Origin of the sequence: Biostraticola tofi (assembly GCF_004343195.1) — a bacterium.
Taxonomy (GTDB): Bacteria; Pseudomonadota; Gammaproteobacteria; order Enterobacterales; family Enterobacteriaceae; genus Biostraticola; species Biostraticola tofi.
The window spans coordinates 299,070-319,411 of sequence record NZ_SMCR01000002.1 but is presented as its reverse complement, the minus strand read 5'-3'; the positions used below and the strand labels follow the sequence as shown (position 1 = coordinate 319,411).

Annotated in this window: 18 protein-coding genes; 11 read left to right on the top strand and 7 right to left on the bottom strand. The window is 54.7% G+C overall.

The genetic code is table 11. The features are described from left to right. Positions 1-56: 56 nt before the first annotated feature. Complete coding sequence (locus tag EDC52_RS05615) at positions 57-1,001, bottom strand: aromatic alcohol reductase (protein WP_131864356.1); 945 nt, start codon at positions 999-1,001, stop codon at positions 57-59. Positions 1,002-1,084: 83 nt separating this feature from the next. Between EDC52_RS05615 and EDC52_RS05610 the strand changes: the two genes are divergently transcribed. The 3 genes from EDC52_RS05610 to fhuE all read left to right on the top strand — a co-directional run bounded on the left by EDC52_RS05610 (position 1,085) and on the right by fhuE (position 5,028). Next, on the top strand, positions 1,085-1,498 hold the full coding sequence (locus EDC52_RS05610) for a winged helix-turn-helix transcriptional regulator (RefSeq protein ID WP_131864355.1): 414 nt from the start codon (positions 1,085-1,087) through the stop codon (positions 1,496-1,498). A gap of 273 nt (positions 1,499-1,771) precedes the next feature. Next, positions 1,772-2,863: a 7-bladed beta-propeller protein YncE gene (yncE, locus tag EDC52_RS05605; protein ID WP_131864354.1), complete on the top strand. Its 1,092-nt coding sequence runs from the start codon at positions 1,772-1,774 to the stop codon at positions 2,861-2,863. After that, positions 2,863-5,028 carry a ferric-rhodotorulic acid/ferric-coprogen receptor FhuE gene (gene fhuE / locus EDC52_RS05600; RefSeq protein WP_131864353.1) on the top strand — a complete coding sequence of 722 codons (2,166 nt, stop codon included), beginning with the start codon at positions 2,863-2,865 and terminating at the stop codon, positions 5,026-5,028. Before yncE ends, fhuE begins: the two co-directional genes overlap by 1 nt. A gap of 45 nt (positions 5,029-5,073) precedes the next feature. Here the strand turns inward: fhuE and EDC52_RS05595 are convergent, their stop codons facing one another. Then, complete coding sequence (locus tag EDC52_RS05595) at positions 5,074-6,030, bottom strand: LysR family transcriptional regulator (RefSeq protein ID WP_131864352.1); 957 nt, start codon at positions 6,028-6,030, stop codon at positions 5,074-5,076. A gap of 171 nt (positions 6,031-6,201) precedes the next feature. Between EDC52_RS05595 and EDC52_RS05590 the strand changes: the two genes are divergently transcribed. From EDC52_RS05590 to EDC52_RS05555, 8 genes are all read left to right on the top strand, one after another. Next, complete coding sequence (locus EDC52_RS05590; RefSeq protein WP_131864351.1) at positions 6,202-7,365, top strand: L-talarate/galactarate dehydratase; 1,164 nt, start codon at positions 6,202-6,204, stop codon at positions 7,363-7,365. A gap of 124 nt (positions 7,366-7,489) precedes the next feature. Next, complete coding sequence (locus EDC52_RS05585) at positions 7,490-8,806, top strand: MFS transporter (RefSeq protein ID WP_131864350.1); 1,317 nt, start codon at positions 7,490-7,492, stop codon at positions 8,804-8,806. 373 nt (positions 8,807-9,179) lie between these two features. Continuing rightward, on the top strand, positions 9,180-9,944 hold the full coding sequence (locus EDC52_RS05580; RefSeq protein WP_131864349.1) for an IclR family transcriptional regulator: 765 nt from the start codon (positions 9,180-9,182) through the stop codon (positions 9,942-9,944). Between the two features lie 116 nt (positions 9,945-10,060). Then, positions 10,061-11,590, top strand: coding sequence for an OPT/YSL family transporter (locus EDC52_RS05575; protein WP_230467975.1), 1,530 nt, complete (start codon positions 10,061-10,063; stop codon positions 11,588-11,590). 22 nt (positions 11,591-11,612) lie between these two features. Beyond that, positions 11,613-12,551 (top strand): DUF1177 domain-containing protein, encoded by a 939-nt coding sequence (locus EDC52_RS05570; RefSeq protein ID WP_131864347.1) that lies wholly within the window; start codon positions 11,613-11,615, stop codon positions 12,549-12,551. A gap of 1 nt (position 12,552) precedes the next feature. Then, complete coding sequence (locus tag EDC52_RS05565) at positions 12,553-13,233, top strand: AroM family protein (protein WP_131864346.1); 681 nt, start codon at positions 12,553-12,555, stop codon at positions 13,231-13,233. 12 nt (positions 13,234-13,245) lie between these two features. Continuing rightward, the gene (gene pepE, locus EDC52_RS05560; protein ID WP_131864345.1) at positions 13,246-13,938 is read left to right on the top strand and encodes a dipeptidase PepE; all 693 of its coding nucleotides are present in this window, start codon (positions 13,246-13,248) and stop codon (positions 13,936-13,938) included. Positions 13,939-13,950: 12 nt separating this feature from the next. Beyond that, positions 13,951-14,583, top strand: a complete 633-nt coding sequence (locus tag EDC52_RS05555; protein WP_131864344.1) for an aspartate/glutamate racemase family protein — start codon at positions 13,951-13,953, stop codon at positions 14,581-14,583. On the opposite strand, the gene EDC52_RS05550 is transcribed toward EDC52_RS05555, so the two are convergent. The 5 genes from EDC52_RS05550 to EDC52_RS05530 form a co-directional block, all read right to left on the bottom strand. Beyond that, on the bottom strand, positions 14,540-15,484 hold the full coding sequence (locus tag EDC52_RS05550) for a LysR family transcriptional regulator (protein ID WP_131864343.1): 945 nt from the start codon (positions 15,482-15,484) through the stop codon (positions 14,540-14,542). The two genes, EDC52_RS05555 and EDC52_RS05550, sit on opposite strands and share 44 nt — an antisense overlap. Before the next feature lie 57 nt (positions 15,485-15,541). Next, complete coding sequence (locus EDC52_RS05545) at positions 15,542-16,519, bottom strand: MBL fold metallo-hydrolase (protein WP_131864342.1); 978 nt, start codon at positions 16,517-16,519, stop codon at positions 15,542-15,544. Positions 16,520-16,618: 99 nt separating this feature from the next. Next, positions 16,619-18,193 carry an ABC transporter ATP-binding protein gene (locus EDC52_RS05540; protein ID WP_131864341.1) on the bottom strand — a complete coding sequence of 525 codons (1,575 nt, stop codon included), beginning with the start codon at positions 18,191-18,193 and terminating at the stop codon, positions 16,619-16,621. 22 nt (positions 18,194-18,215) lie between these two features. Next, complete coding sequence (locus EDC52_RS05535) at positions 18,216-19,274, bottom strand: ABC transporter permease (protein ID WP_131864340.1); 1,059 nt, start codon at positions 19,272-19,274, stop codon at positions 18,216-18,218. Then, positions 19,274-20,338 carry a microcin C ABC transporter permease YejB gene (locus EDC52_RS05530; RefSeq protein ID WP_131864339.1) on the bottom strand — a complete coding sequence of 355 codons (1,065 nt, stop codon included), beginning with the start codon at positions 20,336-20,338 and terminating at the stop codon, positions 19,274-19,276. The genes EDC52_RS05535 and EDC52_RS05530 overlap by 1 nt, the downstream gene beginning before the upstream one ends. Positions 20,339-20,342: the final 4 nt, after the last annotated feature.

Below are 20,342 nucleotides of genomic sequence, written 5' to 3'. Positions count from 1 at the left end.
GCGATGAAAGACCTTGATGGTGCGGTGACTGCAAGCTGTTACCTTACCTTTACCTATCAACATGGGCGTTTATTTTCCGCCAGCCACCGCCTTATATCGGTCATCTGAATGCCATGGCGGCCATTATACGTGTCTGATAATGGCCATGCCAAACCGTCTGGTCTGGCAAATGCGAGTCGGTAGGCGGCTTGTCCGTCAGCGGGTGAAGTTTCCGCCAGCGCTTTAAGGCGTTCTTTAGCGATCACTTCCAGTGAAAAGCGTACACCATAATGCTGACTTAGCCGGTCGGTCAGTTGTTGATACGTCAGCGTATCTCCGGCAATAAATATCACCTGGTTTTCAATCAGCGGGTAATCAAAAAATATCTTTGCCGTCAGCAGCCCAATATCTTCCGGCGTGGTCAGGGTCAGCGCATAACTCGCCTCCCCCAACGCACGCACTTTATGCCCGGCTATATCGACCACCCCAAAACTGTCTTCGAACAGAAAGGAGGTAAACATGCCGGTAGAGACAATTACCCAGGATGTCTGTTGCTGGCTGCGTAACAGCTGCCGCACAGCCAGTTGTTCATCCCAGACTGGCTGGCCGCTGCCCATACCGATAACGTCATAATCGACGCCGAACTGCCAGGGGAAGAAGCGTTTCACGCCGGCCAGCAGCACAGCTTGAGAAATTTTCAGTTGGGTGCCGGCGCCGCCGACAAAACCACTGCAGTTCACGATGGCATCATAGGGAGCAAAAACAGCCGCCAGTTCTTCAGCGGTCTGCAGACTGAAATCTGCAGTGATTGTTTCGACTTGCCAGCATGCCAACTGTTGCAACCGCAGCGTTTGACCCGGGGATGGGTTGCTGTCTGCACTTGAGGGACGCAATAACACCGTGAGGGAGGTGGCCGGCTGCGTCTCTCGTTGCTTCAGGAATCCCTTGATCATCGCCATGCCAAGTTCACCGGCGCCAAGAATGAGAATTTTGCTAAATGTGTTCTGAACGTTATGGTGCATACTTTTCTCCTTTGATTGCCCCCTATCCTGCATGTAATGCCGCGGGGCGACAATAAGGTACAGAGTTGATACCGGGAGGCGTAATGAAATTGGGTGATAATCAAATCAAGGCATTTGCCGCTATCTGCGATGCGCTAAGTGACGAAAATGATTCCCTGAAGCGGGACATTCTTTCCCATGCCGGCAACCGCTGGTCATTGGGCGTAATTTACACCCTGGGAGTACAGGGAACGCTCAGGCATGCTGAGCTGATAAAAGCCTTACCCGGGGTTACTCAACGGATGCTGACCAGAACGCTGCGCCAGCTAGAACGCGATGGTCTGGTCAGTCGTCATGATCATCATCAGAAAACGCCCCATCCCCGAGTGGATTATCAATTGACCGAGCTGGGCAAGGAAATGCTGATTAATATGCTGCCGCTCTGGCAGTGGGTGATCAACAATGCGCCCTTATTCCAGCAATCCCGAAATGCCGGAACCGATAAAAGTGCGCTGTAATCAAGGCTGACGGCATTAAAGCCGTCTGAAGCAAAAACACCGCTGCCCTATGCCGATCGACTCCCGCCATGGCCATTGTTTGGGTCAATGGGTCCTGTGCTTAGGTCCCGGCATACCGCATACCCCTGCAAACGCCGATCCCGCTCGATGGTGAGCTTCTACCCGGCTTATAGGCGATCCAGCATAGGCCTGACGCACTACCGCATATGATATTGATAATCGTTATCAACAATGCTTATAATGAGGTCCCTACAAATTGTAAGAGCGTGTAAAATGGAACTTCCCCTGTATCAGCCTGTTTCCAAAAGAATCATTAGCCGTCAGGCCATTGCCTCTCTCATTTTACTGTTGCCTTGCTACTCCTATGCCGCAGAAATCCCAGCGTCCACCTTCCTGACAAAAACCGTCGGTCATGGTCTGTATGAATTGTCATTTGATGGTGATAAGCAGCGCCTTTTTGCTGCTTCTTCGCCGTCATTTGACCGCGAAAAGTCTCGCGGCGTGGTCTACCAACTTAACGCGGCGACCCTGAACACGGAAGCGGAAATCAAGATTAGCCGCCTGGCGTTTGCCACTGCGCTGGATGAAGAAAACCAGCGGCTTTATATCGGTAATACGTTGGATGGCTCGGTAACGGTCATCGATACTGAGACCGGCAAGGAGCTGTCGATAATTCAGCTCAGCGAGAGCAGGCAGGGAGACCGTTTCAAACCGACGCGTGAAATGGTGTTCGACCGGAAAAACCACAGGTTGTATGTCTCAAGCTCCGCCGAAAAAGGGGTTCTATGGGTCATAGATACCGCCGCTGGGGAAAAAATCAACACCGTTGAGGGGCTGGGAAATTCGGTCACCGGTATAGCATTAGACCTTACCCGTAATAGCATTTATCTGGTGAACGGCAGTGGGGAAATGATTACGCTTGATGCCCAAAATTATAAAATAAAAAAACGACTGACTGTCGAGCCGGATAAAAAACATTTTTTACTGAATATCAGTCTGGATGAAAAAAAAGGACGCGCATTTATTACCGATCCTGATGTCGCGGGCGTGCTGGTTGTTGATGTGACAAGCGGTAAAATAGTGCAACGAATTGATGTTATTAACTCGCTCGCCGTATTGTTTAACCCGCTGCGAAATGAAATCTATATCTCTCATCGTAATGCGAAGCGTATCAGTATCGTAGACAGCGAGACGTATCGGGTTAAGGCAGCGATAACCACTGCATTGTTGCCCAATAGCTTAGCTGTCTCTGCTGACGGTAATAGCTTATATACCAGCGTCAAACAGCCTAAAGAGGAAATGAGTACCCGGCAGGATGACATAATAAAAATAGATTTAACGGCTATTGGCAAAGAGGACAAATAATGAAAGGACTGATTTATCCTCTGGCGGGTGGAATGATATTATGCCTGAATCCGGTGATGGTCTATGCCGATGAACCAGGCAAGGCGGCCGAAGAAAAGTCAGAGGAAACCCTGGAAGTGATTGCCTCTCCCTTTCCGGCCGATGGCAGCACTGAATATACGGGTTCATATACTACCGGTTCGACGACCTCCTCCACCGGTCTGCCCCTCAGCATACGAGAAACTCCCCAGTCGGTTTCGGTAATGACCAGTCAACGGATTAAAGACGAAAATATGCGGTCTTTGGTTGATGTGATGGCCAGTACTCCCGGTATTTCAGCTTACAACTATGATGTGGAGCGCTATTCTTTCAGTTCCCGCGGCTTTAGTATTACCAATTATCAGTATGATGGCGTGCCAACCAGTTTTAATACCGGCTATGACGCGGGTGAGTCGGCAATAGACCCGATTATCTATGACCGGATTGACGTTGTCAGAGGGGCTACCGGGCTGTTAACAGGGGCAGGTAACCCTTCGGCTTCGATAAATCTGATTCGCAAACATGCCAATAGCCGCGAATTTATGGCCGATATTACCGCCAGTGCCGGCAGTTGGGATGCTTACAGGACCACTGCCGATTTATCTGCCCCGCTCAGCGACAGCGGGGATGTCCGTGGGCGGATCGTCACTGCCTGGGAAGATTCAAAATCCTTTCTAGACGGCTACGGAAAAAAGAAAAAGATCTTTTATGGCGTTATAGATGCTGATCTCACCGATGATACCTCATTGAGTCTGGGGGCTAACTATCAGGATAATGATCCTGAAGGCAGCAGCTGGGGAGGCTTCCCACTGTGGTATGCCGACGGCGGACGTACTGACTGGCGACGCTCGCTGAATATCGGCGCTGACTGGACATCGTGGGCCAGTACCACCCAGGGCGCCTTTGCCACCTTGAAGCACCACTTCAACAATGACTGGAACCTGCAGATTTCCGGCGCCCACTCCCGTCACGAAATTGATGCCAAATTGCTGTTTATGAGTGGCTGGCCTGATCGTGTTTCCGGCCAGGGAATGTCTGCATCGCCGTCATGGTATTTTGGCGACAGGAAGCAGAACAGTCTGGATGCAAAAGCTTCAGGGCCTTTTTCATTATTGGGTCGGGAACATGAAGCCGTGGTGGGGGCCAGCACCAAAAAACAGAAATCGGCCATTGATTACCGGGGTTCTGCCTCCACCATACCGGTAGGTAATTTTCTTAAATGGAACGGTGCTTATCCTGAGCCGGACTGGACAGATGCATCGCCCTCCTCTCGTCAGACCGAGCGGCAAGATGGAGTGTACAGCGCTGTGCGACTAAGCCTTGCGGAACCGCTTACGCTTATCATCGGAGGACGTTACAGCGAATGGAAGACGCGAGATATCAAATCAGATGGCGGGAGTGACAATATCAATAAAAGCGCATTCACCCCTTATACCGGGCTTTTATATGATTTTGCCGAAAACTATACCGCTTATATCAGCTACACCAGTATCTTCAATCCCCAAAGCAGCCAGGATAAAAACGGTGACTGGCTCGAGCCGCTGGATGGCCAAGCCTGGGAATCCGGTATCAAAGGAGAATTTTTTGGCGGCCGGTTGAATGCCAGCGCTGCCGTATACCAGATAGAACAGGATAACCTGGCCCAGATTGACACCAATCATCGGGTTCCCGGTACCACAAACCAGGCCTATTACGCCGCGCAGGGCACCCGGTCCCGTGGCTTCGAGTTGGAAACCTCAGGCCAAATTGCGCCCGGTTGGAATATTGCAGCCAGTTGGACCCACTGGACTGGCGAGGACAATCAGGGAAAACCGATCTCGACCAACCAGCCCAGGACACTGATAAAAGGATTCACCACCTGGCAATTACCCGGTAGATGGAACAGTCTGACGCTGGGAGGCGGCGTTAACTGGCAGAGTGAGGTTTACACCCTTGCGACCGGGCCAAACGGCAATGAACGGGTCAGCCAGGGCAGTTACGCCACCACTAACCTTATGGCGCGTTATCAATTCACCAAAAATCTTTCCGCCCAGTTGAATGTGAATAATCTGTTTGATTATAAATATTACAATCAGATCGGCTTTTACAGTCAGGGAGCCTGGGGGGCAGGAAGAAGCGTTGTCCTGACCGGACAGTACCTCTATTAAAAATTGAACGCGGGAGGATCCTGCCCGCCAATAGCGGGCGGGATCTTAGGTGACGTGCTGGCTGTTATGCCGTTGCGGGCGGCTCCCCGGCACTGGCGCCGCGACCGTTCGCCGGTTTTGGACCGACTGGCGCAGCGTATCCAGCAACAGCGGCAACACCGGATTATCATTATCATCACGCCATACCAACGACAGCTCGCTGTAGAGCCCCCCGTCCAGATCGATTTCACGAAACACCACGTTTTCAAAGCGGATGCGCGCCGCGCAGGCAGGGACCAGCGCCAAGCCGATACCGCCGTTCACCAGCGACAAGATGGTGACGGTAGACCCTAGCTGATAGCTATAGTCCGGATGGATGCCGCAGGCGCGGAACATTCCGGTTATCAACTCATGGAAAGGTTGCCAGGATGACAGTGCATAGGTAATAAACGGCTGCTTATCCAACGAGTCAGGGGTCAATCGTGCTGCGCCGGCCAACGGGTGGTGCCGGGGGATCGCCAATACAAACGGTTCCTTGACCAGGCTTTCGCAGCGATAGCCATGCTGGCTGTGGGTCGAGCGCACGATGCCGATGTCCACCTGACGAAGACGCACGCTCTCCAGCTGGCCATGAGTAGTCATTTCATGCAAATGGATATCAATTTGCGCATGATCTGCTTTCACCCGATTGATAACCTCAGGTAAAAACTCGTACACCGCACAGGAAACAAAGCTGATGGTGATGCTGCCGATATCGCCACTGGCGATTCGCCTGGCGGTCATGGCGGCATTCTGGGCACGTTCCAGCAGCTGGTTGGCCTCGATGAAAAACGCCCTGCCGGCCGGGGTCAAGCTTACCGAACGGGTAGTACGCTCGAGCAACTTCACCCCCAATTGGTGTTCCAGCATCTGCACCTGACGGCTCAGCGGCGGTTGCGTCATATTAAGCCGCTCGGCGGCACGCCGAAAGCTCAGCTCTGTCGCGACGGTGGTGAAACAGCGCAGTTGCCCGAGTTCAAACATTGATTCAATCCCCGTATTAATCGATGCCAGGTTTGAAATAGACAGTATTAGTCGACCGGCACAAGATAACAGCAACCGCCGGCGATGAACTGTGGGCCGGGCGGCATTTTTGCCGGCTGCGTGACAATCTATCGCCGGTATGTGTTTACCGTTAACCAATAAGGTCATTCCATGGCGCATGCATCAGCGGGAGCGACGTCCGTAGCGGCCGATCGTATCCGCCAAATTACCCTTTCCTCTATTAACGTACCGCTGCACATCCCGGTCAGCGATGCCAAAGTATTGACCGGCCGGCAAAAGGCCCTGAAAGACGTTGCCTTGTTATTCGCCGAAATTGAGACCGAGCAGGGGTTCAGCGGGCTCGGGTTCACCTATACGCTGCGCACCGGTGCGCCGGCGCAGTTTGCCCATGCCCGGGAAGTGGCGCCGTTGTTGATTGGCGAAGATCCCAATGACATTGCCCGGATTTGGAGCAAGCTGGTCTGGGCCGGGGCATCGGTCGGCCGCAGCGGCGTCGCCATTCAGGCCATCGCTGCCATGGACACCGCTCTTTGGGATTTAAAAGCCCGGCGCGCCGGATTACCCTTGGCCAAATTGTTGGGGGCTCATCGTAACGAAGTCCGCTGCTACAACACCTCGGGCGGCTATCTGCAGGCCTCAGCGGCGGAAATCGTCGATAAAGCCCATCAATCACTGGCACGCGGCATCGGCGGCATCAAAATGAAAGTCGGCCACCCGGACCGGCGGCTGGATTTGCAACGGGTCGCACAGATACGGCAGGCGCTGGGCGAACAGGTGCCGCTGATGGTGGATGCTAACCAGCAGTGGGATCGCACCACCGCATTGCGAATGGGCAAGGCTCTGGAACAATATGAATTGCAGTGGATAGAAGAACCCCTGGATGCCTACGATATCGAAGGGCATCGCGCCCTGTCGCAACAGCTGATTACTCCGATCGGCAGCGGCGAAATGCTCACCAGCGCCAATGAGGTGGCCGACTTTATCTCCACCGGTGCGGTCGATGTACTGATGCATGACGCTCCACGCATTGGTGGCATCACGCCATTCCTGAAAATCGCCGCCCTGGCGGAAAATCGCGGCCTGACCATGGCGCCGCACTTTGTGATGGAAATACATCTGCACCTGGCCGCCGCCTATGCCCATGAGACCTGGGTTGAACATTTCGAATGGCTGGAGCCAGTGTTTAATGAGCGGTTCGCTATCAGCAATGGCCATATGCAGGTACCCGATCGGCCGGGCCTCGGCTTTAGTCTGCATGAGCAAAGCCGCGCCTGGACTCAGGGAAAAGTGGTTATCAATAGCCACACTAGCTGATAGCCCTGGCGCGTTATTGTGCGGTTAGCGCGCCAGCCGTGGAACGGGTTCTCCCGTTTGCCATTTTCACCTCAACTCTTTCTCCAGTGACCACCCTACTCTATAAAAAATGAGGGAAAGCATAATGTCATCCGCCAATCACCCAGTGAAGCCAACAGCTAAGACTCATACCCGTTTTATCATACTGGGCTTTATTTTTATCGCCACGGTGTTTAATTATGTCGACCGCGCGACCTTGTCAGTAGCGGCACCGTTTATGAGCAAGGAGCTGGGATTCGATGCCAGCATGATGGGATGGGCTTTTTCGGCCTTTGGCTGGGCCTATGTCCTGATGCAATTGCCCGGCGGCTGGATCCTGGATAAACTCGGCGCTCGTCTGGTCTATGGCGTGGCCCTTATCGCCTGGTCGGCGATTACCGTCATGCAAGGCTATGTGTATCTCTTCGCTTCACCCTTCATCATCCTGTTTGTGCTGCGCTTTTTAATGGGCGCGGTTGAAGCGCCGGCTTTTCCCGCCAATAGTCGTCTCTCGGTGCAATGGTTCCCAAATAAAGAACGGGCGTTCGCTACGTCAATCTATGCCGCGGCGCAGTATATTTCGCTCGCGCTTTTTACCCCATTGATGACCTATATTTTGCAGGCGCTGAGCTGGCACTATATTTTTTATTATATTGGTGCCGCCGGTATCGCTATCGGTATTGCCTGGCTGTGGTATGTACGCGACCCACAGCAGCACCCTGGAGTAAATCAGGCGGAAATCGACTATATTCGCAGTGGCGGCGGCATTCCCGATCTGGCGGCGGCGCGCAAAGCATCATCTTTCAATATCAGGCACATCAAAGCCTTGGTATCCAACCGGATGATGGTAGGGGTATATATCGGCCAGTTCTGCCTGACCTCAATTACCTGGTTTTTCCTGACCTGGTTTCCGACCTATCTTTACCAGGCCCGCGGCATGACCATCCTTAAAGTCGGGCTGGTGGCGTCTATCCCGGCGATAGCGGGTTTTATCGGCGGTATCCTGGGCGGGCTGTTTTCCGATTACCTGCTCAGAAAAGGCTACAGTCTGACCTTTGCACGAAAAACACCGGTGATGGCCGGCATGATCCTTTCCAGCGTGATCATCTGTGCCAACTATGTCAGCTCGGATTTTATCGTCGTGCTGGTAATGAGCATTGCGTTTTTTGCCAAAGGGTTTGGTAATCTCGGTTGGTGCATTCTCAGCGACACTTCGCCCAAAGAAGTGCTGGGCATCGCTGGCGGCCTGTTTAATTTTTTTGGCAACATCGCCAGTATCGTCACGCCGCTATTGATAGGTTTTATCCTGACGCGCACCGGTTCATTTGATTACGCCATTTTATATGTGGGACTGATGGGCGTGATCGGCACCTTTGCCTATATCTTTATCGTTGGGCCGCTAAAGAGATTGGAAATCGATTAACAACATGTGATGGTAAAAGTAGTGATCTGAAAGGAAAACGCCCTGTCTAACGGGGCGTTTTACATCGCCGCCCCGCCAATACCGGCACAATGCACCCAGATTTGCGCCCATGATTCTCACCGTGGGCTCTCTTGCTCCCCAATGCGCAACCCCAATGCCATAAGGCATTTCTTCACCCTTCAGACGCTTCGCTATGACGAAAATACCGCCACTGCCCGCCCCATCACTGACCCAATGCACCAAACTTGCGCCCATAATCGGTGCAACCTGTTTACCCTATTTCCCTTATTCAGCATTTTTCAATGAGTTAGTTTTGGCATCACTTTTGCAATCTCAATTAATGGAACATAATCCCATTTTTTGAGACTTTGCTATGTCTATGCTGGACACCACCGCCCATATTCTAAAGTTGATGGTGACGCTTAAGGGCGGCATCCGCATCAGTGATGTCATCGCCCATCTTGGCATGCCGAAGAGTACTGCCTCACGCGTCATGAACCAGCTTGTATCCTACGGCTATATCGAAAAAGACGATGCCAAGGGAGTCTTCTTGCCTGGGCCGCTGATGGTAGCGGTATCCCAGTTGATAAATCGCCAGGCGCCGCTCAGTGACCTGGTCGATAACGCCCTGCGCTCACTGTGCGAGCAGACCGGTTACACCGGCTATATATCGATGCTCGACAGCCAGGAAATCCTGGTGCTGCGGGTTATTCACGGACGCCAGACGCTGCCGATAGTCACCTGGCCGGGCTCCCGCTCTCCGGCATGGGGCACCTCGACCGGCCGGGCGTTGCTGGCTCGTCTTTCCGACACCGAACTGCAGGCTTTTTTCCACAGCCCGACAGTGGCAGCTCAACTAAACGGTGGCAGCCATCAGATTGACAAACTGGTGGCTGCGGTTAATCGCACCAGAAAAGAGGGCTTTGCCAGCGCGATAAACGAGTCCGTTGCCGATACCGCCTCGGTCAGTTGCGCCATCGGCGATCCCACTACCCATGAAGCGGTGGCCTTTTGTCTGTCATTTCCCCAGACGCTGGCGCAGCCGCAAGAACTGCAACGGATTGCCGCCTTACTGAAAGAAACCGCCCTGCTTATTGCCGAGAAAACCGGTGACACCCTGGTCAGCCACCAACCTTAACGTTATCCCATTCCTGGAGAATCACCGTGAGTCAGAATGCGCATGCAGAATCATCCCATCACCAAGCAGCGGAACATCCCCGCACTTTCGCTCCAGTCACCTTACTGCTGCTGCTGGTGCTCAGCGTGTTTGGCGCGATCATCGGCGTTCAGCTGTTAACCACACTGGGCGTCACGCCTAACACCGCCATCATTGGTGCGATGGTGGCAATGGTGATTGCCCGGATCCCGCTGCAATGCTTTGCCCGTTTCCGTTCGATTCATATTCAGAACCTCGCGCAAAGCGCTACCTCAGCCGCCACCTTTGGCGCCGCCAACTCGCTGCTGTTGCCGATTGCGATTCCATGGCTGTTTGGCCGCCAGGATATGGTGATGCCGATGTTCGTCGGCGTCGCACTGGCCATGCTGCTGGACGGTTATTTGCTCTATCGTCTGTTCAACACCCGCATCTTTCCGGCAGAGGGTGCATGGCCTCCGGGCGTGGCGGCTGCCGAGTCGATCAAGGCCGGCGATCAGGGCGGTAAACACGCTGCATTGCTGAGCGTCGGCATTGCCATGGGCGCTATCGGCTCCTGGTTTAAATTCCCGATGGCGGCGCTGGGCACCGCTTTTATCGGCAATATCTGGGCACTGGGCATGCTGGGTGTCGGCTTCCTGCTGCGCGGTTATTCCATGCCGATGTTTGGTATTGATATCAATAAACTCTACATCCCGCACGGCATGATGGCCGGAGCCGGTGTAGTGGCGTTGTTTCAGATCGTCAAGCTGGTACGGCCGGGCAAAAGCCCTGCGCCTAGCCGCCGTGAATCGCCATCGGTATTACCGGAAACGCAGAACGCACAGATTGGCAAGACCTTGCGTTTCGGCGCGCTGGGTTTTGCAGCCATTTCAGTACTGATTGCCTTGACCAGCGGCCTGTATGCCCATCTGTCGTTGCCCTGGCTACTGGCGTTTATGCTTTACGCCGCCTTTGCCGCTTTCCTGCACCAGATGATCGTCGGCCTGGCCGCCATGCATTCCGGCTGGTTCCCGGCGTTCGCCGTGGCGCTGATTACCCTGCTGGTCGGCATTCTGATTGGCTTCCCGCCGGAAGCGCTGGCCATGCTGTGCGGCTTCTCGGCAGCCACCGGCCCGGCGTTTGCCGATATGGGCTATGACCTGAAGGCCGGCTGGATCCTGCGGGGTAAAGGCGAGTTTACCGCCTTCGAACTTGACGGACGCCGTCAGCAACTGCTGGCCGCCATGCTGGCGTTTGTGGTCGCCATCCCGGTGGTGCTGTTTATCTATAAAGGCTACTTCGCCCAGGGACTGATTCCGCCGGTGGCCAAAGTGTACGTGGCGGCGATCAATGCGGGCGTCTCAACCGAAATCGCCAAATCCCTGCTGATATGGGCCGTTCCGGGTGCGCTTATCCAATGGGTCGGCGGTCCGGGCCGTCAGATGGGGGTGTTGCTGGCGACCGGCTTATTAATCAACAACCCGATGGCCGGCTGGGCGGTGCTTATCGGTATCGCTATCCGTTCTATCTGGCTGCGCGTGGGCGGTGAACCGGCACGCAATAAGATGGAAGTACTGGCGGCCGGGATGATCGCCGGCGATGCCCTGTTCAGTTTCTTCAGCTCGGTGTTGCCGAGCGGCAAAAAATAATGCATTCAATTAAGGAATAATCATGAGCTTATATCAAACTTTGCAGGTATTCGAATTGCTGGACAGCGCCTGGGCCAGCGGAAAAAAAGTGCAGGAGCTGCTGGCCGGTTATGCCGACGTCGAGGTCACGGTGAAAGAGGTTCACGGCCTGAAGGGTAAAACCGATTTTATCAAAATCGTGGTTCCCGGCACCGAGGGGAAGCGGCTGGGCGGCAATGCGCCGACGCTGGGCATTGTCGGCCGCCTGGGCGGCATCGGCGCCCGGCCAGGTCGCATCGGTATGGTGTCCGATGCCGACGGGGCCGTTGCGGCAGTCGCCTCAGCGCTCAAGCTTGCCGAAATGCAGCGCCAGGGCGACAGCCTGCCGGGCGATGTAATTATCACCACCCATATCTGCCCGGATGCGCCCACCCGCCCTCATGAACCGGTAGACTTTATGGACTCGCCGGTCGAAACCGAAGATATGAACGAGCAGGAAGTCACTGATGAGATGGATGCGGTGCTGTCAATCGATACCACCAAAGGCAACCGTATCATCAACCATAAAGGCTTTGCGATTTCGCCGACGGTCAAGGAAGGCTATATCCTGCGGGTGTCGGAAGATCTGCTGCGGATAATGGAAATGACGACCGGTAAACTGCCGGTGACATTTCCCATCACAACCCAGGACATCACGCCGTACGGCAACGGCGTTTACCATCTGAACAGTATTTTGCAGCCCTCGATTGCTACCCGCGCCCCGGTAGTTGGCCTGGCCATCACCGCCGAAGGCATTGTTCCCGGCTGCGGCACCGGCGCCAGCCATGAAGTCGATATCGCGCTGGCGTGCAAATTTGCGGTGGAAGTGGCGAAAGAGTTCTCCAGAGGCACCTGCCAGTTTTTCAATGCAGATGAATATCAGCATTTACTGAAGCTTTATGGTTCGCTGGCGCAGCTGCAACAACGTCAGCCGGAGGCCTGAGATGATACGCCGAAAAATAGGCACCCTGACTATCGGTCAGGCGCCGCGCAGCGATATTACACCCATTCTTGAAAAGGCCTTGCCGGCTCATGTCACCTGCCTGCACGCCGGGATATTGGACGGTCTGGATGATGACGCCATCGCTGGCCGTTTTCCGGTCGAACCGGGCGCGGCGGTGCTGACCTCGCGCCTGCTGGACGGTCGGGCGGTGGTGATGGGTAAAACGGCGGTCGGCGCGGCGGTGCAGCTTAAAATCAGTGAACTGGCGGCCGCCGGCTGTGAAATGGTGGTGCTGCTTTGCACCGGTGAATTCCACGGTCTGCACGGTGACGGCGCCTGGTTGATTGAACCTGATCGCCTACTGCCGCCGACCCTGAACGCGCTGGTAGGCGATCGGCAGGCGGGTATTTTGGTACCGTTGGCGTCTCAGATAGCCAGCGAGCTAGAGAAGTGGCGCGGTGCGGCGCGCACGCCGGTGTTTGCCGTCGCCTCGCCCTATACCGCTTCAGAAGACGAACTGGCCGCCGCCGCCCGGCAGTTGGCCGACCAGGGGGCCGACATAATTCTCACCGACTGCATGGGCTATACCGCCTGGCATCAGGCCATCTGCGCCCGGCATGTCAGTCAGCCGGTGGTGCTGTCAAACCAGTTACTGGCGGATCTACTGCGCAATATATTGTAAGAGGTCAACACCATGAAAATGCTATTACTGAGCAACTCCTCCACCCCGGGCTTCAGCTACCTGCACCATGCGGTGCCGCTGCTGGCCAAACATGTTGCGGCGGGCCAGTCGGTGGTTTTCATTCCTTTTGCCGGCATCACCCAGGACTGGGATAGCTATACCGATAAGGTCGGCAAAGCGTTTAATGATCTTGAACTCGACATCGTCGGCATCCACACCCAGGCCGATCCGGCGGCAGCCATTGCCGCTGCCGATGTGATCATGGTCGGCGGCGGCAATACCTTTAATCTGTTGAAGGAATGCCGCACGCGCGGTTTGCTGAAACCGATAACCGAAGCGGTGAAAAAGGGTGCGCTGTATGTGGGCTGGAGCGCCGGTTCCAACCTTGCATGCCCGAGTATCCGCACCACCAACGATATGCCGATTACCGATCCCGGTGGCCTGGATGCGCTGAACCTGTTCCCGCTGCAGATTAATCCGCACTTTACCAATGCCCTGCCGACCGGCCATCAGGGCGAAACGCGTGAGCAACGGATCCGTGAACTGCTGGCGCTCTCCCCCGAGCTTGACGTTATTGGCCTGCCGGAAGGCAACTGGATAGCAGTGAGCGGCCAGCAAGCCTATGCGCACGGCCCACATCCGACGCTGCTGTTCAAAGCCGGACAGGAGGCGATCATATTGCCTGCCGGCCACCCATTACTCTGACAGGAGAACAGTATGTTAGGGATTATCCGAGTATTGACGCACGACGATCCGAACTTTGTCGGCGAACATGGCCGATTGATAGAACAGCAGTACGGTATTGCCTCGCTGAGCCGCTGCATTGCCGACCAGCCTACCGGGATATTTGATGCCGCCAGCGAAGCCCGCGCCGTGCCGAAGATTGTGGCTTTGGGCCGGCAGCTTGAGCAGGATGGATGTAAGGCGTTGTTCCTGAGCTGTGCCGCCGATCCCGGCCTGGCGGCGCTGCGCCAGGCAGTGTCCATTCCGGTCGTCAGCGCCGGCAGCGCCGCGGCCAGTATAGCGGCGTTGTTGCAGCGTCCGGTGGCGGTGATGGGGATTGGGGCAAATGCGCCGGCACCCTTCAGAAATCTATTGGGTGAAGACATCCTCTATGCACGACCGCAAGGTGTCACCAACACCACCGACCTGCTGACGCCCGAAGGGCGCGAAGCCTCGCTGGCCTGCGCCGACGGATTGTATCGGCAGGGTATTGAGGTGATTGCATTTTCATGTACCGGCTTCTCCACTATTGCCTTGGCCGGCGCCATCAATCGACAACTGGGTAAAATCGCTATCGATGCGGTCAGCGCGGCCGGCCTTTTTGCCAGCCAGCTTGCTCCGAACTGAGCCCGGCGGCGAGGTATATCTGTGAGCGAAGCCAAATATTAGCGGAGTCATCATTATTTCTCGGATGCCAGTAAGCGCTGACTGAAACCGGTGGAAGCGGCAGTGGGGGGGCAAAAATATCAAGCGTTTCAGTAAAGCGATGCAGCAGACGGCGCGGCAGCGTACAAAGCAGATCGGTATTCGCAACGATTGGCGGAGCCATCGCGTAACTTTGTGTCGACATTAGCACACTGCGGTGTAATCCCTTACCGGCAAGCGCGCGATCGACAAAGCCGGTAAAGGGATCGCCTTCGGAAGAGACCACCAAATGGGACGATGAGCAGAAGGAGGCCAAATCCAGCGATCCCCTCCCCCGTGGATGTCCTTTACGCTGGGCAGTGGCAAATTCATCCTCGAACAGTTTGCGGCCGATCCAGGAATCGTGGGCGCCGGAACTGACGCCGATATAAACATCGACGTCACCACTCTCCAACTGCGCCGCCAAACGGCTGTTGTCCGGCAAAGAAAAACGCAGGCGGACGCGGGGCGCCGCGTCCCTGATATGATTCAACAGATCGGAACCCAGCATCAGCGCCGGGTTTTCGTGCAGGGCGACCACGAAGGTCCGGTTGCTGCTCGCCGGCTCGAAATCTGCCGGCTCCAGAATCGAACTAATTCCTTTCAGCACCTGGTTGACCAAAGGTCGCAGCGATTCAGCCCGGGGGGATGGCAATACCCCACGTCCGTGCGGGGAAGGGATGAACAACCGCTCGCCTAAAATAGTGCGCAGGCGCGCCAGTCTGGCGGACATCGCCGGCTGACTGATGCCCAGCCGGCTGGCGGCGTGGGTGATGTTCTGCTCAATGAGTAAGGCATCAAGCGTCAGCAAAAGGTCTATATCGATGTCTGATAGGCGATTCATTTTGGCATCCGGTCTGAGGCGATAGTCAAATTCTGGGCCACCGCCGGCAAAAAAGGCTTACTTACCGGCACGGTTGGTATAGGTCACCGGCACCCAGTCATAGCTGCCATTCCCGGTATCAGCAACGTGCCCTATGCCCGGAAAGGGCAGATGCGGCGCAGCAATCAGGTCACCCTGTTTGGCGAACGCTGCAAATGATGCTTTTCTTACCCTGGCGGCGAGGTCCTGATTTTCATCATAGGCAATGGTCACATCAGGCTGAGGAAACTGTACGGCAGCGACGTGGATGATATCGCCGACAAAAGTTATTTTCTCGCCCTCGCTGGTTAACGTGTAAAAGGCAGAACCCGGCGTATGGCCGGGATGAACCGTGCCGGTAATGCCCGGAAGGACTTCAGCGCTGCCTGAAAATGTCTTAATCTTACCGGCATCAAGATAAGGTTTCAGGGTGCGTTGTGCAAAGTCGAAGTGACTTTTATCATATCCCGTTTTTTGCTGATTCTCGTTATGGAAAAAGAAATCCACATCCGGTTTGCCAATAAAGATGTTCGCATGGCTAAAGACCCGCTGGCCATCCTTTACCAGTCCGCCGGCGTGATCGGAATGGGCATGGGTCAGCAGCACATCGGTGATGTCCTTCGGCGTTATGCCTCGGGTGGCCAGACTCTCAATCAGACGTCCGCCGTTGCCAGGGCCAAACAGCTGTCCGGATCCGGTATCGACCAGTACCAGATGATGGGGTAATTCGATCAGGAAGGCATTAATCGACGCTTCCACCGGATTGCTCTGGTAATTGCTGGCGAGCAACTTATCAATGTTTTCCGGGGTGGAGCGTTGCAGCAACTGGTAGAGGTTTTGAGGAACGGTCCCGTCAGTAAACGAGGTGACACGTATGTTACCTACCTGAACACTATAGCCTCCCGCCTGCTGCTGCAGCACATGCTGCGGCCCTGGATTATTGGCGTAAACGGCAGGCGCCTGCATGAGGGCACCGGCCAGCAGAATTGATCCCACTACTTTTTTGGCATTTAACATGGTTGAGCTCCTTAACGAAAACCGTAGGTTAGTACCTCGACAGGTATAAATGAAGACTCACCATATCAATACCGCCCATCCATCGGATGGATAGGTCATTTACCCGACGCGGGCCGCGATTAATTGCCGGGTGTAGCTGAATTCAGGATGCATAAAAATGTCTTCGCAGCGTCCGCTCTCGACGATGTGCCCCCCTTGCAGCACCAGGATGCGGTGCGCCATCGCCCGTACCACCGACAAATCATGGCTGATAAACAGATAGCTGAGCTGATAATTTTTTTGCAATCGCCTCAACAATTCAATTAAACGTTTTTGCACCAGCCGGTCCAGCGCAGCGGTAGGTTCATCGAGAATCAGTAGCTCTGGCTGCAAAATCAGCACCCGCGCCAGGGCGATACGGGTACGCTGGCCACCCGAGAATTCATTAGGATAACGATTCATGACATCCTGCGGCAGCTCGACATCCGCCAGCGTTTTAGCAACCCGTTGGCGCAACTGCGCGCCTGTCAGCGTTTTATCGTAATGCCGCAATCCTTCGCTGACGATATCAAACACACTCATGCGGGGCGGCAGTGAGCTATAAGGGTCCTGAAATAACAACTGCACCTTACGCCGTGAATTACCCCACCCCTGCATCGGCAAGCGGTCGACTCGCTGAGCGTCAAAAATAATTTCGCCATCGCCCTTTTGCATACCTAAAATTGCTTTCGCCAGCGTCGTTTTTCCGGAGCCGGAGCCGCCCACCACCGCTAACGTTTCGCCCCTTTTCAGGCTCAGGTCGATATCGCACAATGCGGCAGGAGGGGGTGCTTCACGGTGCCACCAGCGGCGCGATTCCGGATAGGCGATAGTTAATCCTTTGATACGTAGCAGTTCTGGCGCGTCAGCCGCTACCGGCTCCGGCGCGCCGACAGGCTCGGCATCAACCAGTGAGCGGGTATAGGCTTTACTGGGGTGCTGCAAGAGGGCTGGCACCGCTCCCTGTTCGACCATTTTTCCCTGGTTCAGCACCGTTACCTGGTCAGCATAACGCCGTACTAAATTGAGATCGTGGGTGATAAATAACAGCCCCATGCCGAAACGCTGCTTGATATCCTGCAATAAATCCAGGATCTCAATGGCGACAGTGGCATCCAGTGCGGTAGTAGGTTCATCCGCAATTAGCAATGCCGGCCGATTGGCAATAGCCATGGCGATCATTACCCGCTGCCGCTGGCCGCCGGATAAAGCATGGGGGAAGGCATTGAAAAATCGCTCACCTGGCGCTAGCTTGACCTGTTGCAATAATTCCAGCGCCCGCTGCCGCAATTGTTTTTTTATCTGCGGCCGGTGTAGAGCTATCGCTTCCATTATTTGCCGGCCCACGGTATGTAAAGGATTAAGCGACAGCATGGGCTCTTGAAAAATAAAACCGACCTCGTTACCCCGCAACCGCATCAGCATCTTCTCATTCAGGGTCGTGAGATCGGTGCCATTAAGCGTGCGACCACCGCTTATCTGCAGGAAGCGCGGCAGCAGGCCCAGGATCGACAAAGCGGTTAATGACTTGCCCGATCCGGAAGCGCCTACCAGAGCATGGGTCTCGCCACGCGGCATCTGCAGATGGAGGTGGTCGACCAGATAGTGGTCGCCATGCCGGATGCTTAGCCCCGTCAGTCTGAGTAAATCAGCCATGTTTTCCCTCGATCCTCATCGGTTAGTGGGACGGTTCAAAACGAGGATCGAAGGCATCGCGCACCCCCTCACCAATAAAAACCATCAATGACAGCAGCAGCGTCAGCGAGGCAAAGGCGGTGATTGCCAACCACGGCGCCTGGGGGTTATTGCGGGCCTGGCTGACAAGTTCTCCCAGAGATGCGGCGCCCGGCGGTAAACCGAAGCCTAGAAAATCCAGCGATGTCAGCGTGGTGATAGCGCCAGTGAAGGTAAAAGGCAGATAGGTCAGGGTCGCTATCATCGCATTCGGCAAGATGTGCCTGAGCATAACCACCCGCTTGGGCAGCCCCATCAGAATGGCAGCGGTGATATAGTCCAGATTGCGCGTGCGTAAAAACTCAGCCCGCACCACGTCCACTAAGCCTATCCATGAGAACAGCAGCATGATTAACGTCAGCCAGCCAATGCTCGGCGTCACCACGCTTGATAGCAACATTAATAGAAACAGCACCGGCATGCCGGCCCAAATTTCAATCAGCCGTTGGCCGAAGAGATCGACGCGCCCGCCAAAGTATCCTTGAATGCCGCCAATAATTACCCCAATGAATAACCCACCGAAGCTGACTGCGAAGGCGAATAGCAAAGAGGTACGCATGCCATAGATAACCCGGGCTAGGACGTCACGTCCCTGATCATCGGTTCCCAGCCAGTGGCGCCATGACGGCAGCGCCGGCACGCTGGTTGGCGAGGCGATATCCAGCGTATCCCAGCGCCAGGGAATGGGCGATCGCCACCACGTCCCCTCAGCCAAAATCAATTGCGCCACAGCGGGATCGCTGTAATCGGTGGTAGTAGGCAAAAAACCGCCGAAGGTGGTTTCGGGATACTCTTTTAACAGGGGGAAGAAATACTGTCCCTGATAACGGATCAGCCAGGGTTTATCGGTCGCCAATACCCCCGCGCTTAAGCTCAACACCAATAGAATGACCCACAAAACCAACGCCACGACGACTTTTCTCTTCGCCAGAAAGACGGCCAGCCTGCGCTGCGCCAGCGGTGAAAAAATCCGGCTTTTCTGTTCCAGTGCTGAATCGGTCATTATGAGTGGCTCTCAAAAGTGATTCGCGGGTCTACCCACAGATAAACCAAATCACTAAGAATTTTCACCACCAGATGTATCAGGGTAAATAAAAAGAGTGTGCCGAAAATAACCGGATAATCACGCGTTAATAGGGATTCATAACCCAGCAGACCCAGACCATCAAGTGAAAACATATATTCAATAAGCAACGAGCTGGTCAGAAAAATACCGATAAGCGACCCCGGTAAGCCGGCGATAACTATCAGCATCGCGTTGCGAAATACATGGCCATAAAGCACTTGTCGCCAGTTTGCGCCTTTGGCGCGCGCCGTGAGTACATATTGCCGATGGATCTCATCCAGAAAACTGTTTTTGGTCAACAGGGTGAGCGTGGCAAAGCTGCCGATGGTATTTGCCAATACCGGTAAAGTGATATGGTGAAAATAATCTTTTATCTTCCCGAAGGTGGCAAGGGATTCATAATTGGCCGAGGTCAGCCCGCGCAGAGGGAACCAATGAAAATACTGGCCGCCGGCAAAGAACACTATCAGTAATGAGGCGAACAGAAAGCCTGGTACCGCGTAGCCTACGATAATAAGGCTCGACGTCCAGCTATCGAAGCGGGAACCATGCCGCATCGCTTTCGCAATGCCAAGAGGAATCGAAATCAGGTACATCAGCAGCATGGTCCATAACCCTAACGAAAGCGTGACCGGCAAACGGGCTACCAGCAACTGGCCTACGCTGGCGCCGCGAAAAAAACTGTCGCCAAAATTAAAGGTTGAATAATCCTTCACCATGATGATGAACCGTTGCCATAGCGGTTTATCAAAGCCGAATTGGTGATTGAGCTGAGTGATAAATTGCTCATCAAACAGGGCATTTTTCGGCCTAGCTCCCTGAACGATAACATCCGAGCTCCCCCCTAGCATGCTGCGCTCTTCTCCCAGCGCATTTATTTTATTCATCATCTGCTCAACCGGCCCCCCGGGAGCAGTTTGTACAATAATAAAATTAAGCAATAGGATGCCTAATAACGTCGGTATGATTAATGCTATTCGTTTGCCGAGATAAGCCAGCATGTCA